General features: G+C 42.2%; 17 protein-coding genes. 5 read left to right on the forward strand and 12 right to left on the reverse strand.

From position 1 onward, the window contains the following. Nucleotides 1-3: 3 nt before the first annotated feature. Nucleotides 4-1,173 (reverse strand): lipoprotein N-acyltransferase Lnb domain-containing protein, encoded by a 1,170-nt coding sequence (locus EZV76_RS06965; protein WP_136565877.1) that lies wholly within the window; start codon nucleotides 1,171-1,173, stop codon nucleotides 4-6. A gap of 90 nt (nucleotides 1,174-1,263) precedes the next feature. Between EZV76_RS06965 and EZV76_RS06970 the strand changes: the two genes are divergently transcribed. Together EZV76_RS06970 and EZV76_RS06975 are read left to right on the forward strand one after the other, a co-directional pair. Continuing rightward, a complete protein-coding gene (locus EZV76_RS06970; protein ID WP_136565878.1) occupies nucleotides 1,264-1,998 on the forward strand; it encodes a CDP-alcohol phosphatidyltransferase family protein in 735 nt (244 codons plus the stop codon). Further along, nucleotides 1,985-2,440 (forward strand): PH domain-containing protein, encoded by a 456-nt coding sequence (locus EZV76_RS06975; RefSeq protein WP_136565879.1) that lies wholly within the window; start codon nucleotides 1,985-1,987, stop codon nucleotides 2,438-2,440. Before EZV76_RS06970 ends, EZV76_RS06975 begins: the two co-directional genes overlap by 14 nt. On the opposite strand, the gene lptB is transcribed toward EZV76_RS06975, so the two are convergent. The 4 genes from lptB to EZV76_RS06995 are packed head-to-tail and all read right to left on the reverse strand — an operon-like array spanning nucleotide 2,437 to nucleotide 5,382. After that, nucleotides 2,437-3,177 (reverse strand): LPS export ABC transporter ATP-binding protein, encoded by a 741-nt coding sequence (gene lptB, locus EZV76_RS06980; protein ID WP_136565880.1) that lies wholly within the window; start codon nucleotides 3,175-3,177, stop codon nucleotides 2,437-2,439. The genes EZV76_RS06975 and lptB overlap by 4 nt on opposite strands. A gap of 57 nt (nucleotides 3,178-3,234) precedes the next feature. After that, on the reverse strand, nucleotides 3,235-3,585 hold the full coding sequence (locus tag EZV76_RS06985; RefSeq protein WP_136565881.1) for a carboxymuconolactone decarboxylase family protein: 351 nt from the start codon (nucleotides 3,583-3,585) through the stop codon (nucleotides 3,235-3,237). Further along, nucleotides 3,575-4,417: a twin-arginine translocase subunit TatC gene (tatC, locus tag EZV76_RS06990; protein WP_136565882.1), complete on the reverse strand. Its 843-nt coding sequence runs from the start codon at nucleotides 4,415-4,417 to the stop codon at nucleotides 3,575-3,577. Before tatC ends, EZV76_RS06985 begins: the two co-directional genes overlap by 11 nt. Beyond that, nucleotides 4,417-5,382 (reverse strand): KpsF/GutQ family sugar-phosphate isomerase, encoded by a 966-nt coding sequence (locus EZV76_RS06995; protein ID WP_136565883.1) that lies wholly within the window; start codon nucleotides 5,380-5,382, stop codon nucleotides 4,417-4,419. Before EZV76_RS06995 ends, tatC begins: the two co-directional genes overlap by 1 nt. Before the next feature lie 188 nt (nucleotides 5,383-5,570). On the opposite strand from EZV76_RS06995, the gene recQ reads away from it, so the two are divergent. Then, nucleotides 5,571-7,772: a DNA helicase RecQ gene (gene recQ, locus EZV76_RS07000; protein ID WP_136565884.1), complete on the forward strand. Its 2,202-nt coding sequence runs from the start codon at nucleotides 5,571-5,573 to the stop codon at nucleotides 7,770-7,772. Here the strand turns inward: recQ and EZV76_RS07005 are convergent. Genes EZV76_RS07005 through EZV76_RS07020 form a run of 4 tightly spaced genes read right to left on the reverse strand, consistent with a single transcriptional unit; the run spans nucleotide 7,769 to nucleotide 9,155 of the window. Continuing rightward, nucleotides 7,769-8,140, reverse strand: coding sequence for a DUF2752 domain-containing protein (locus tag EZV76_RS07005; RefSeq protein WP_161594389.1), 372 nt, complete (start codon nucleotides 8,138-8,140; stop codon nucleotides 7,769-7,771). The two genes, recQ and EZV76_RS07005, sit on opposite strands and share 4 nt — an antisense overlap. 7 nt (nucleotides 8,141-8,147) lie before the next feature. Then, nucleotides 8,148-8,435 (reverse strand): CD225/dispanin family protein, encoded by a 288-nt coding sequence (locus tag EZV76_RS07010; RefSeq protein ID WP_236640873.1) that lies wholly within the window; start codon nucleotides 8,433-8,435, stop codon nucleotides 8,148-8,150. 14 nt (nucleotides 8,436-8,449) lie between these two features. Further along, nucleotides 8,450-8,773, reverse strand: coding sequence for a CCC motif membrane protein (locus EZV76_RS07015; RefSeq protein ID WP_136565886.1), 324 nt, complete (start codon nucleotides 8,771-8,773; stop codon nucleotides 8,450-8,452). 10 nt (nucleotides 8,774-8,783) lie between these two features. Further along, nucleotides 8,784-9,155, reverse strand: coding sequence for a DUF2752 domain-containing protein (locus EZV76_RS07020; RefSeq protein WP_313790954.1), 372 nt, complete (start codon nucleotides 9,153-9,155; stop codon nucleotides 8,784-8,786). A gap of 18 nt (nucleotides 9,156-9,173) precedes the next feature. On the opposite strand from EZV76_RS07020, the gene EZV76_RS07025 reads away from it, so the two are divergent. Next, a complete protein-coding gene (locus EZV76_RS07025; RefSeq protein WP_136565887.1) occupies nucleotides 9,174-9,716 on the forward strand; it encodes a DUF8465 domain-containing protein in 543 nt (180 codons plus the stop codon). On the opposite strand, the gene EZV76_RS07030 is transcribed toward EZV76_RS07025, so the two are convergent. Beyond that, entirely contained in the window at nucleotides 9,713-10,234 is a 522-nt protein-coding gene (locus EZV76_RS07030) for a hypothetical protein (protein ID WP_136565888.1), read from the reverse strand. The two genes, EZV76_RS07025 and EZV76_RS07030, sit on opposite strands and share 4 nt — an antisense overlap. 110 nt (nucleotides 10,235-10,344) lie before the next feature. On the opposite strand from EZV76_RS07030, the gene EZV76_RS07035 reads away from it, so the two are divergent. After that, nucleotides 10,345-11,493, forward strand: coding sequence for a cysteine desulfurase family protein (locus EZV76_RS07035; RefSeq protein WP_136565889.1), 1,149 nt, complete (start codon nucleotides 10,345-10,347; stop codon nucleotides 11,491-11,493). Here EZV76_RS07035 and EZV76_RS07040 read toward each other — a convergent pair whose 3' ends face one another. After that, a complete protein-coding gene (locus EZV76_RS07040) occupies nucleotides 11,494-12,144 on the reverse strand; it encodes a hypothetical protein (RefSeq protein ID WP_136565971.1) in 651 nt (216 codons plus the stop codon). An 8-nt stretch (nucleotides 12,145-12,152) separates the two neighbouring features. After that, the gene (locus EZV76_RS07045; protein WP_136565890.1) at nucleotides 12,153-14,621 is read right to left on the reverse strand and encodes a TonB-dependent receptor; all 2,469 of its coding nucleotides are present in this window, start codon (nucleotides 14,619-14,621) and stop codon (nucleotides 12,153-12,155) included. Between the last annotated feature and the right edge of the window lie 3 nt (nucleotides 14,622-14,624).

Consider the following 14,624-nt stretch of genomic DNA (forward strand, 5'->3'; position numbering starts at 1 on the left):
GTGCTATAACTTGGAATACCGCAAGAGGTAGACATACCGAATAGCAAGGGTCAAAAGTAAAGGAATCAGCACAGGTGAAAAAATCTGGACCTTAATTATCCAAAGTAGCAACATGAGGCCTATGAGGCCCAATGCTGTCCATAAATATTTCGGTAGCCATTGCGGTAATTTGTCTTGGAATATAAATACAAAAGCAACTATCGCGTTGAGGGGGAAGGCCCATAACACATTAAAATTTTTGGGTGTTGAGGTGTGATCGGTGGCCAACCATAACACCAATAGAAAAGTGCCGACCAACCCGGTCAACAAGAACAAAGTGAAATCCAACCAACGGCTTCGTGTTTTGTGTTGATGGTCAAAATAGGTGATTAAGGCCGTGAATCCCAACAACAAGCAGAACCAAAACAAAGGAGATAGTGGAAAGAAGCTTTGTTGTATATGTTCATCATAATCCAAAACTGAACGCTCTCGCTTCAATAAGGGTTTTCCATTCAAAGAGGTATGGCGTATCTGTTCCATGGCGTAATAGGGTAGGAACATATGCTCCTGTACAGTAGCCTTTCGGTCTACTACGGAACCAAAAGCCAAGTCTATACCAAACATGGACCAAGAGTTGATATTCATAAATTGCCTTACTAATTGTCGGAAGGTGTATTGTTCATTCAAATAAGAACCATCAAAAACAATGGCATCCCCAAATTGGTCTTTTAGGATGTCCCCGGTAATGCTGGAGCAATTGTTCAGTAGCGGGTCGTAAAGATAGTCCCGGTTTTGGGGCAGGTAATTGTTCTCGAAAAAAGCAAGCAGTTGATTTCTTTGCTCAAGGGTGAGGTCCAAAATTTGTTCCTTGACCCATCTTTTCTCCATTTCATATTCAAAAAGAAAGTCATCAAAACTGCGTCTGGAAAGGGAGTAGATCAATTTTCCCTTGACGAAGTTCAGGTAGAAATTGGGTCGATTAAAATCAAACGTACCATAATTATAGACCACATCTATTCCCAACACAGAATCCTGCACCCGGAACGAACTATGCCCAAAAGCATAGTAGAGCTCATCGCCAGCGGCACAGGTGAGGAGGCTTATTTGTGACTTTTCTGAGAGTTGTGGAGCTTGGGCAAGCGCCTGTACCCCTAGTAAAAGTGATATGGTAAAAAAAAGGATTCTTGCCTTCATGGTTTGATTTGTCTGGGCAAATATCAGAATAAATACGGCTCAGCCGAACATCAAAATCTTTTTACCTTATTTTTACGGAAATTGAAATTTATGAAGTCGTATATTCCCAATTTTCTAACACTACTCAATGTGTTCAGTGGTTGTGTGGCTACCGTCTTTGCCGTGCTCAACCATTTGGAATGGGCCGCTCTCTTTGTCTTTATTGGGATTTTTTTTGATTTTTTCGACGGTTTGGCTGCTCGCTTGCTCAATGTGCAAAGTGAAATTGGGGTACAGCTAGATTCCCTAGCTGATATGATTACCAGTGGATTGGTGCCTGGGATTGTTATGTTCCAATTGCTCAATATGGCGGAACGTGGCGGATGGAACCTTGGTTTTTTTGGCCACGATGATGAAATTACCCTATTACCTTTTTTAGGTTTTGTGATTACCTTGGCTTCAGCATACCGTTTGGCAAATTTTAATGTGGATGAGAACCAAGTTTCCTCATTTAAAGGATTGCCTACACCGGCCAACGCCCTTTTGATCCTTTCCTTGCCCCTTATTTTATTGTATCATACCAATGAGGTGCTCAGTGGAATTATACTGAACCAATGGTTTTTGATAGGTTTAACTCTTCTCAGTGCTTATTTATTGAATTCCAGAATTGAACTTTTTGCCTTGAAATTTGACAATTGGAGTTTTAAGGACAATGCGGTGCGATATCTGTTTTTGATAGGTAGTTTGATTATGCTGCTGACCTTAAAATTTTTGGCGATTCCTTTGATCATTGTTTTTTACTTGATCGCTTCGGTTTTGAACTTCCAAAAAAATGCCCAAAGCTGAACAAAAGTATGTAGATGGTAAAGTATACCCTTCGAAAGTAGGGTTGGAACTTCTTGTTCCAATTCTATTGATTTCTGGTGCGGGCATGGTTCCTGCAATCAAAGAAGGGGCTTGGGTAAAATTGGCCATCCCAATCGGGATCTTGATTTTATTTATTGCCATATTTTATTCCATATCCTATGAAATTAAGAAGGAGGTGCTGGTGGTCAAATCCTTTTTTTGGTTCAAAAAAGTAATTCCCATTGAATCAATTAAGGCTATTGAGGAAACTTACAACCCTATTTCGGCTCCTGCCGCATCCTTGCAAAGACTTGAAGTGCGTTATGACCGATTCAACAGCATCATTATTTCGCCAAAGGACCGGATGGGTTTTATTGCACATTTGAAGGCGTTATCGCCATCCATTCAGGTGAAAGTGAAAAAATGGGAGGAGAAGAACTAAAAGTCCAGTTTCTTTTTTCGAAGCTCGAAGTTTTGCCCCAAATATACCTTTCTGACCATTTCGTCCACAGCCAATTCTTCGGGAATCCCCGCTTTTAAGATTCCTCCTTCGAACATCAGGTAAGACCGTTCGGTAATGGCCAAGGTTTCCTGAACGTTGTGGTCCGTGATCAAAATACCAATGTTTTTGTTCTTCAATTGGGCCACGATTCGCTGAATATCTTCCACGGCCACGGGATCTACACCGGCAAAGGGCTCATCCAACAAAATAAACTTTGGATCGGTTGCCAAGGCGCGGGCAATTTCGGTACGTCGGCGTTCGCCTCCGGACAATAGATCACCCCGGTTTTTACGGATATGCCCCAGACCAAATTCGTCAATAAGCGACTCCATTTTCATGTGTTGCTCTTTTTTGCTCAGTTTGGTGAGTTGCAATACACTAAGGATGTTTTTTTCAATGCTCAATTTCCGGAATACCGAAGCTTCTTGTGCCAAATATCCAATACCGTTCTGCGCCCTTTTGTACATGGGAAAGTTGGTAATGTCCATGTTGTCCAAAAAGATTTGACCACCATTGGGTTTTATAAGGCCTACAATCATATAGAAAGACGTAGTCTTACCTGCTCCATTTGGACCCAATAGCCCTACGATTTCACCTTGGTTTACTTCGAGCGAAATGCCCTTAACAACTTTTCGGCCCCTATAGGCCTTCATTATATTTTCTGCGCGTAGCTTCATACGAATGTGCCAAAACTAAACATATTCTATTTTTGCGGCGTGTTCTTTTGGTTTTTTTTAAGCATCGTGTTCCTCCAAATCTTCCCAAAATTCATAGGCCCTGCGCAAATGGGGAACCACAATGGTTCCTCCGACCAAGGTAGCGATACCCAAAGTTTCCATAACTTCTTCCTTGCTGGCCCCTGCCTTTTTGGAGTGCTCCAAATGGTATTTTACGCAGTCATCACAGCGAAGAACGGCAGAAGCAACCAAGCCCAATAACTCTTTGGTCTTTACATCCAAAGCACCGGCCATATAGGCATTGGTGTCCAAATTAAAGATACGCTTGATGAGTTTGTTGTTCTCGGCAAGCAATTTTTCGTTCATTTTGGAACGATAGGCATTGAACCCGTCTACACTATTTGGCATTTTTTCTCTCTTTTTCTTTTTTGGCTTCTCTCTTTACGACCATGCTGGAAATTCTGATACTGATCTGATACAAAATAAGTACAGGCACGGCAACCACAATTTGGCTGGTTACATCGGGAGGTGTAATGATTGCTGAAAGAATCAGGACAATCACCAAAGCTATTTTTCTATATTTTCTCAAGATTTCCGGAGTCACCAACCCTACTTTGGTCAAAAAGTAAATGATGATGGGCAGTTCAAACATGATTCCACATGCAATAACCGATGATCTTACAGCGCCTACATATGAGGCGAGGTCTATTTCATTGAGTACCTCTGAACTGACTTGATAGGTTCCCAAAAAGTTAATGGATAAGGGAGCTACCACGTAATACCCGAAAAGAACCCCTAAAAAGAACAGGGAGGATGCGGTTAGGATAAAACCACGGGAGTATTTACGTTCGTTCTCGTAAAGTCCCGGACTGATAAATTTCCACAATTCGTACAAAATGTATGGGAAACCAAGGATTATACCCGCCCAAATAGAGGTCCAGATGTGGGCCGAGAACTGTCCAGCCATCAATCTACTTTGAATGGTAAAGGGCATGGAGTCTCCGCAAAACTCGGAATTAATGCCAAAATAAGTGGCGATTCTACAAAAGAACTTGTAGGTGGGGAAGTCCATGTTCTTGGGTCCGAACAAAATGGTGTCAAAAATAAATCCTTTGAAAACGAATGCCGCGCAGGCAATAATAACTATGGCCAAGGTTGAGCGTATCAAGTGCCATCTCAATTCTTCCAAATGGTCCAAAAAGGACATCTCATCTGGATTTTTCTTTGCTGTTTTTGCCATTATAGGATTCCCTCGTTAATAAGGTTATGGATATGGACTACCCCAGCATAGGCCCCATTGTCAAAGGCCAATAGTTGGGAAATCCCTTTTTCTTGAAGTAATTCCAATGCGGTTACCGCAAGGGTGTCCACATCTACAGATTTAGGGCTGGAGGTCATGATATCTTTGGCGGTAAGCCCGTTGATATTGTCATATTTGCTCAACATTCTTCGAATGTCCCCATCGGTAACAACACCTACTACCTTACCATTTTCAATGACTGCCGTAACACCCAACATTTTTTCAGAAATCTCAACAATCACCTCTTTTACATTTGAGTTGACATCGACTTGCGGTTTTTGGTTGTTCACCACAATATCTGCAACCCGCAAATATAGCTTTTTGCCCAATGCGCCACCGGGATGGTATTTGGCAAAATCTGAGCTGGTAAACCCTCTGAGTTCCAACAGGCATATGGCAAGGGCATCACCCATGGCCATCTGTGCCGAAGTGCTGGTGGTAGGGGCTAGATTGTTGGGGCAAGCTTCTTTTTCCACATAGGTGTTCAGTACAAAGTCTGCTTGTTTGGCCAAGACCGAATCCAAATTGCCCGTAATCCCGATCAATTTGTTCTTTCCAATTTTGATCAAAGGAAGCAAAGCCTTTATTTCGGGGGTGTTCCCACTCTTGGAAAGACAAATTACAATGTCGTTTTCTTGAATGGTGCCCAAATCGCCATGAATGGCATCTGCGGCATGCATAAAAATCGCAGGGGTTCCGGTAGAATTTAATGTGGCCACTATTTTGGAGGCTACAATGGCACTTTTGCCCACTCCGGAAACCACAACCCTTCCCTTAGATTCCAAGATATACTGTACGGCTAGGGCAAATTGTTCGTCAAGCTGGCCAATAAGATTGCCTATGGCCTTGCTCTCGATTTCCAGGGTTCGTTTTGCAGTGGATAAAATAGACTGAATGTCGCTCAATGTAATTAACGGATTAACTGATTGTATTCCTAAAAGAATGTCTTATATTTAAGTTTACAAACTTAATCAAACTATCTTTTATGTCCATTTATGGAAGATAGAATACTTCCTACTTTTAAATGACGTTGAAAATTTAAAGTCAAACCCCATTTTATACAGGGGGTTAGATTAAAATCGAAAATGCGGAAATGAGTCTTACGAATACTGAGTTGCACGCCTCGCTAAAAAAGATTTTTGGTTTTTCAAAGTTCAAGGGACTTCAGGAAAATGTAATACAAAATGTGCTTGATGGAAAGGACACTTTTGTAATCATGCCAACGGGTGGAGGTAAATCCTTGTGCTATCAACTCCCGGCCATCATGAAAGATGGTGCGGCCATAGTCATATCGCCCTTGATTGCCCTGATGAAAAACCAGGTGGATGCCATTCGAGGCATATCCGAGCAGCAAGGAATAGCCCATGTGCTTAATTCTTCATTGACCAAGACCGAGGTAAAACAGGTCAAGGAAGATATGGTCAATGGTCTTACCAAGTTGTTGTATGTGGCGCCGGAATCCTTGACCAAAGAGGAGAATATAGAATTTTTAAGGAGTGTTAAGGTGTCTTTTGTTGCGGTAGATGAAGCCCACTGTATTTCGGAATGGGGACACGATTTTAGGCCCGAATATCGAAACTTAAAGGGGATTATCAATCGATTGGGGGATGATATTCCCATCATTGGACTTACAGCCACGGCCACACCAAAGGTGCAGGAAGATATTATAAAGAATTTGGGCATGACCGATGCCGAAGTATTCAAAGCCTCCTTTAATAGGCCCAATTTGTTCTATGAGGTCCGTCCCAAGACACAGAATGTAGATGCGGATATTATTCGATTTGTAAAGCAGAATCAAGGGAAATCGGGAATCATTTATTGTTTGAGCCGAAAACGGGTAGAGGAGTTGGCCCAAGTGCTTCAAGTGAATGGAATTAGTGCCGTTCCCTATCATGCCGGCTTTGATGCCAAGACACGTTCCAAATATCAGGATATGTTCCTGATGGAAGAAGTAGATGTGGTAGTGGCTACCATTGCTTTCGGGATGGGAATAGATAAGCCCGATGTCCGCTTTGTCATCCACCATGATATCCCAAAGAGTATAGAAAGTTATTACCAGGAAACCGGAAGAGCCGGAAGAGATGGGGGTGAAGGACATTGTTTGGCCTTTTATGCCTACAAGGATGTGGAGAAATTGGAAAAGTTCATGTCTGGCAAGCCCGTGGCCGAACAGGAAATAGGCAATGCCCTATTGCAAGAAATTGTAGCGTATGCCGAAACGTCCATGTCACGGAGAAAATTTATCCTGCATTATTTTGGGGAAGAATTTGACGAAACCAATGGAGAAGGGGCCGATATGGATGATAATGCCAGAAACCCCAAACCCAAAGAAGAGGCCAAGGACGAAGTGGTGAAACTCTTGAAGGTCGTTAAGGACACCAATGAAAAATTTAAGACTAAGGAAATTGTAAAAGTATTGGTGGGCAAGGTCAATGCTATGATCTCATCGCACAAAACCGACGAAAAACCTTTCTTTGGCATTGGTTCCGATAAGGATAAAATGTATTGGATGGCCCTTATTAGACAGGTTTTGGTGGCAGGATTGTTGAAAAAGGAGATAGAGCGTTATGGTATTCTGCATCTGACTCCAGCAGGGGAGGTATTTCTGCAGAAACCGGAATCCTTCATGATGACCAAAGATCATGTTTACACAGAAACAAGTAACGATGCTGTGGTTGCCGCTGCAAAATCAGGTGGAGGTAGTGCCGATGACAATCTGTTAAAATTGCTCCGAGATCTTCGAAGGGGTGAGGCAAAAAAGATTGGAGTGCCTCCTTTTGTTGTGTTTCAGGACCCTTCGTTGGAAGACATGGCCCTAAAATACCCTATTTCAATGGAGGAGATGCTCAATATCCAAGGAGTAGGGGAAGGTAAGGCCAAAAAATATGGAAAACCATTTGTATCACTGATTGCCAAGTACGTTGAGGAGAACGATGTGATTAGGCCCGAGGATTTAGTGGTGAAGAGTACGGGGGCCAATTCAGGATTAAAGCTATATGTGATTCAAAGTGTGGACCGCAAGTTGCCGTTGGATGATATAGCTTCGGCTAAGGGATTGCAAATTCCCGAACTTATCAAAGAAATGGAGCAGATTGTCTTTAGTGGGACCAAATTGGATTTAGGGTATTGGATAGATGAAATCTTGGATGAAGATCAGCAGGAAGAGATCCACGAGTACTTTTTGGAAGCAGATACGGACTCCATCTCCCAGGCCATAGAAGAGTTTGATGGGGATTATGAGGATGAGGAACTCAGACTCTACCGACTCAAGTTTATCAGTGAAGTGGCCAACTAAGGGGCCAAAAGTTCAAAAGGATATAATTTCAGGTTTCTAAGTACCATAAATAGCAGTACAACAACCAAGAGTACCAATGGCGCGTATCGATAACCGAGAAGGCTCTTCCCTTTAAGAACCCCAGCTTTTACAAGTAAGTGTTGCAGGATCACAAATAGTGCAGGCAACAAGAGGGCATTGTGTCCTATAGCGTCGCCAATACGCAAATGCAGAAGATCATGAATGGCTCTTTGGCTGCCACATCCAGAACAATATATGCCCAAATATTGGTGCATGGGGCACTTTGGAAATAGAAAACCATTTTCTGGATTAAAGGAAAAATAAAGGAGTATTGCCACTACGGACAATACTCCCAATCCTACTACCAATATTTTTTTAGTAGCTGCCTGCATTGGACAGAGCCCCTAAAAAAGCAACGCCGAAGAAAGCTACATAGATAATCCAGATCAAGACAGAAAGCCCGATTCCTATGAAAGCCCACATTTTTGCATTCTTCGATGCTTTTTCAGCTTCTGCATATTCTCCGCGGGCATAGCATTCATTTACTTTTGATGCGTAAATGATACTTGCAATTCCTGTGGCAATACAGCAGAAAATAGTGCTTAAAATGGCCAAGACCATATAATTGTTCGGTTTTGGCGGCATACTTTGGTTAGTTTCCATTATAATTTAATTATTTATTGATATTGTTCCATCATTTGGTTTACACGTTCCATATAGCCTTCCCAGCCTCCCATTTGATTTATGGACCAAAAGGTGTAAATCAGATAAAGAGCGCCAATGACCATTCCTACGATGGCAAGGATTTTAACGGTCTTAAGGGTGCTGTAGTTGGAATAATTCTCCGGACTTTCTGCATAGACCTTTTCGTCCTTTCTTACCAAGAAAAAGGCAATTGCACCCAAAATTAGTCCCGGTGCTCCTCCAAAACAGCAGCAAAGCAAGGAGAAAATGGCCAAAACCAGGGCCAAGGTAACGTTTGGTAATTTTTTCTGTTCCATGATTTAAAGTTTAAAATATGAGTTTTGTGGTATAATTGATCAAAATAAGGGCTACAGTTGCAATGCTTAGGCCTATGATCAAACGGTTATCGAATTTAAAGTTAAGTACTTTTGAGCTTATCAATACCAGAAATAGAGGTATTAGGGTGAAAGTTGCGGGATACATTTTAAAAGCGGCCCATAAATTTCCTTCAAACAATAGTGCTACCGACCTTTGCAATCCACAACCAGGACAATCCACCCCCAGTAATTCCTTATTTAGGCAGGGCAGCATGTATTCTTTTAGACTGAGTTGTAAGATGGTTAGTAATGGGTACATCATCGCTAATAGAGTGAAGAAAAATACTATTATTTTTGCGTTCAGGGCCAACTTTTTTAGCATTTTTTTAAGATGGGACGTATGAAGGGTTTTGTTATTGGAGACAGGGTAGAGGTACTGGATGAAGCCATCTCGGGCAGGATTGAGTCCATTACGGATGATGTGGTCATTATTGTCACCGAAGAAGGTTTCCCTTTGCAATATCGTATAACCGAACTGGTGAAAGTGGCGGATGGTATCACCGTCTCCAATTTTGAGGTGTCCCAAGTTAAAAGGGAAGAGGAAAGACCTAAGAAAAAAAGATCTCAAACCACAAAGCCTAAGGAAAGGAACGCACCCAAAATGGAGGTGGACCTGCATATCAACCAATTGGTGAAATCTACCAAGGGTATGGAAAAATTTGACATGCTCAATCTACAATTGGAAACGGCAAAACGGCAGTTGGATTTTGCTATTTCCAAGCGTATCCAAAAGGTTGTTTTTATCCATGGGGTGGGAGAGGGAATCCTTAAAGAAGAGCTGTACTACCTTTTCAAAAAATATGACAACCTCAAGTTTTATGATGCCGACTACCAAAAGTACGGCCTTGGGGCAACAGAAGTATATATTTATCAGAATGCCTAATTGGTAGGTATTGTGGTGCTGACCTCTCCAAATTCGTTGATGCTTAGATTGGTAATCCGCTCGCCTGATTTGGTTACAAAAGAAATACCGCTCAGGCTTATGGTATGCACAAAGCTGGTATTGTCTTCGTTGGCAGAGGTTTCAATAAAAACCGCCCCGTCTTGGGCCTCAATCTCATCAATTACAACGGGGTCAACCGGAGGGAAATCATCACAAAAATAGTTCTTGCCAACATCATCTGAGAATACCCGATAGGTAATTTGGGATTGGCTGGGTACGGAGCTTTCCGTGGTCACGGTCTCTCCCGAAACGCCCTTATTGAGGACGCCGCTCTGGAGTTCCAAAATCAAGGCCTCGGTCCCATTTATTTTGAACAGGATATTTTTGGCGGTTGTTTGGGGCGTTGTACAGAACTGAACTGAAACACTATCGAAGTCAATGGTCTCGATTTGCAAATCGCCATCGCTGCATGAAACGAACATAGCAACGGAAAGACCCATCAAGAAAAATTTTCTCATGCATCAAATTTAAAGCAATTCCAATGTAATACCCCAAACCCAAGGTACACTTTAAAAGAAATTAACTTTATTTCCCCTATTTTTGGCCTACTTAACTTGAGAACTTAATCATGCAAAAAGTATACCTGGACAATGCGGCAACAACGCAGGTAAGGGATAAGGTAATTGAGCGGATGCAAGAGGCCTTGGCACAATTTTATGGCAACCCTTCGTCTACACACAGTTATGGGAGGTCGGCTAAAACTGCTGTTGAAAAAGCGCGGAAGACCATTGCCAAAACCTTGAATGCGCAACCATCGGAAATTATTTTTACATCTGGTGGGACCGAGGCAGATAATATGATTTTAAGATGTGCGGTCCGGGATTTGGGTGTAAAGACCATCATTACTTCCAAAATTGAGCACCATGCCGTGCTTCATACGGCTGAAGAGTTGGAAAAAGAATATGGAATTGCACTTCACTTTGTTGAATTGGATGAAAATGGCAACCCAAGTCTAGATTATTTAGAGCATCTTTTAAAGCAGGACGACTCCAAAAAGTTGGTAAGCTTAATGCATGTGAATAATGAGATAGGGAATATCATCGATATAAGGGCCATTGGCGACCTATGTAAGGAAAATGCTGCGCTGTTCCATTCAGATACGGTACAGTCCATTGGGCATTACCCTTGGGATGTACAGACCATTTCCATTGATTTTATGACTGCGGCAGCCCATAAGTTTCATGGGCCAAAAGGAATTGGATTTGCGTTTGTCCGTAAGAATTCAGGGTTGAAACCCATGATTTTTGGTGGCTCCCAAGAGCGTGGGCATAGGGCGGGCACAGAGCCTTTTCATAATATTGTGGGCTTGGAGGAGGCCTTTGTGAAAGCGTATGACAATCTGGAGACAGAAACCCAGCTTGTTAAGGATTTGAAGCGTTATTTTATTGAAAAAGTGCAGCAAGAAATACCGGGGGCTGTTTTTAATGGACTCTCAGGTGATATGGAAAAAAGCACGTATACCTTGGTGAATGTCCGTTTACCATTTGATAAACAGAAAGGATTGATGCTTTTGTTTCATTTGGATATGAAAGGTATAGCCTGTTCAAAGGGAAGTGCGTGTCAATCTGGCAGCAATTTGGGTTCCCATGTACTTACCGAAATCCTGCCCAGTGAAGAATTGGAAAAGCCCTCTTTGCGCTTTTCATTTTCTAAATACAACACCAAGGAAGAGTTGGATTACACCATTCAGGTGCTCAAGGATTTTGCTGAAAGCTGATCAGCTCTTGTTTTTGCGCTTTTTTTCCTTGTCGTACGGAAACTTTCGGGAGGCTGTCTTCATCATTTTATCAATGAGTTCCGTGGTGTTCTTTCCGGTTTTTTTGGTGATTTCGTTTTCGTATTTCCAGAGGAGTTTGCCGGTTTCCCCATCACTGATTTTCACCCCGATTCTACCGTAGTTGGCATCTCCGCTAAAATAGTCCAGAAGACTGAAATTGGTGGGCACTCCCTCAGAAAGTAAAATGTTCAGGTTTAGGTTGCCACTGATGATGCCGTCCACCTTCAGAATATCGCAAAGTTCCTGTGTGGTGTAAATGTCCAGGTTATTGTAATCAATACCGTTTTGCGACAAAATGGCATTGGTATTGGCAATGTTCTGAAAATCCACATTGAATTTTTTACGCTTCTTGCGTTGCGAAAAATAGGTTTCCAAGGCATTCTGTACAGCATAACCTTCCCTTTGGGCCAATGTCTTGAGTTCATTGTGGTCTACAGTTTCTTTGAGCTCCAAGTGGGCAATAAAGGGTACAATGGCCAAAACATGGTGGTCTTGGGTAAGTTCATCAAACTTTCTATTCTCATAGATGTTCTTTTGCCCCAGTGCCAATGCAGTGGTAAAGAACATAATAAGCGGAAAGATTTTCTTCATCATTCTAGTTAAAATCGCATCCCAAATTTTAAGTTGAAGACACGGCTTGTCAAATAATTCGGCACGGCAAATTGCCTTTGGGTATCTACATCCCTTACCCAGGTATTGGTTATGGAATTTTGAGTGTTGAATAGGTTGAAAATTTCAAAACCAACACTACATTCTCTAAACTTATATAGCCAATGCCCTTGCGGATGTTTGTTTTTTTCGTCTGCAAAAATATAGGAAATTCCCATATCGGCCCTTTTATAATCTCTTAATCTATTCTGAAAATTGTAAGGGTCGGCAGTATTGGGTGACCCTCCGGGGACCCCAGTATTGTAAACTAAGTTGAGATAGAGTCTAAGATTTGGGATGTTGGGCATATAATCTTGGAACAGCATGGCAAACTTTAAGCGTTGGTCAGTGGGTCTGGGAATGTATCCGCGCTCCGCTATATTTTCCTTGGTCTGTAGATATCCCAAACTTACCCACGACTCTGTTCCGGGTACAAAAGCACCAACAAGCCTTAAGTCCACTCCATAAGCAAAAGCAGTTGTGTTATTCTGGGCAGCATATCGTAACCGAACATCTTCAATAGTGTAGGGGTTTACATTTTTTAAATCTTTGTAATAAGCTTCGCCCAATAAAGTAAATGGCCTGTCCTTGAGGTTAAAACTGTATTCGCTCCCCAATACATAGTGAATGGATTTCTGCGCTTTCACCTGGGGATTGATTGAGCCGGTAATATCCCTAAGTTCTCTATAAAATGGAGGTTGTTGGTAGCTCCCGGTGGAAAATCGAAATAAAACATCCCGTTCCCAATTTGGTTTTATGGAAAACTGAACTCTTGGACTAAATATGGTCTGGGAGCTGTTATTAAACCCCTCTCCTGATATGGTCCAATGCTGGATTCTGGTTCCCACATTAAAATATAGGGTTTGGTTTTTCAGGTCCATTTGGTGTGCATATTGGATAAAGCCTGCCAATCTACTTGTCTTAACATAGTTTGTGGCCATAGCACTTTCATACGGAAGGATATCGCCCAGAAAAGGTTCTTCTGGTTGATTGTTGGGTAAGGGAGGTTCGGAAGGACGTATGATATAGCCTGCTGAATCAATAAATTCAGATTCCCTGAGTTGATCACGGATATCTTCATGGGTAAACTTGAGGCCCCATTCCAGCGTTTTTCTGTTTTTGGAAAACTTTCCGGTATGGGAAATGGTGAAAATTAAGGCGTCCAGCTGATTTCTTGCCCTCGTGAACTGGGAACCAATGCCCCTTGGGGCATTGGCATCACCGGAGTCTCCATCGCTGAAGTCGGTATCCACTGGTCCCAGCTCATAAGAAGCGATGATGTCCGAGAACTCTTCCTCTTGGGTATGGTATAAAGAAGAGGTAAGTCCCAATACGGTATTATCCCCCAAGTAATAGTCCAATTTTAATGCGCCCAGAGCATTGGTGTATGTGTTGTTTTCCCTTCCTTGATAAAAGACAAGCAAAGCTTTGGGGTCATTAATGGTCCCAAAATTGGTTTGCCGGGTGAAAGGTTCATTTTCATAGTCGTTTATGGAATAAGTGCCCAAGAAACTTAAATGAAACACGTTGGAAAATCTGTATGTAAGGTAATTTTGGGCATCAACGAACTTAGGGTTCAGGTTGCTTTCTGTTTGTTGACTATTAACCAATAGGCTGTTGTTTCTGTATCGTACCCCAGTAATGGAGGTGAATTTTTTGTTTTTAGATGCCGTTTCCAGTGTGCCACTGCCGCCAAGAAAACTTCCATTGAGGCGCAGTCCAAACCTTGTTGGGGTTTTATAGGTAATGTCCAAGACAGAGGATAGTGCGTCCCCGTACTTTGCTTGAAATCCACCAGGGGAGAAATCCAATCCAGAGACCATATCACTATTTACAAAGCTTAAACCTTCTTGTTGTGCGGAACGTATCAAAAAGGGGCGGTAAACTTGAATACCGTTCACATAGACCAGATTTTCATCAAAATTACCTCCGCGCACATGGTACTGTGTACTTAATTCATTGTTGAAGGATACACCTGGAATCAGTTTCAGGACATTTTCTACTCCAGCATTGGCACCTGGGATTTTCCGAACCGTTTGGGGAGAGATTGTGGTTATGCCCTCAAGTTTTTTCTCACCCGTGGCTGAAACTTCCACACCTGCCACCTGTACTACATCCTTGTACATTACAGGATTCAATTCAAAAGTTTCATTGGTGAGCAAGGTCAGCTGTTCTACCACAATGTCTTTAAACCCCACATGGGAGAAAGTCAAGGTATTTGGAGTGTCGGCAACTACTTGAAGTATAAAATAGCCGTTATCATCCGAAACCGTACCAGCGTCCCCATAAACAATATTCACATTGGGAATTGGTGACTGTTCCTCATCCAAAATAGTACCGAATACGGTTGCGTTTTGTCCTTGGAGCAATGCTGCCCAAAACAGTAAAAACGGAACAGTTATGGGCTTGAGGTGGATCAATGG

Source organism: Flagellimonas alvinocaridis, from assembly GCF_004916895.1.
Lineage (GTDB): Bacteria > Bacteroidota > Bacteroidia > Flavobacteriales > Flavobacteriaceae > Flagellimonas > Flagellimonas alvinocaridis.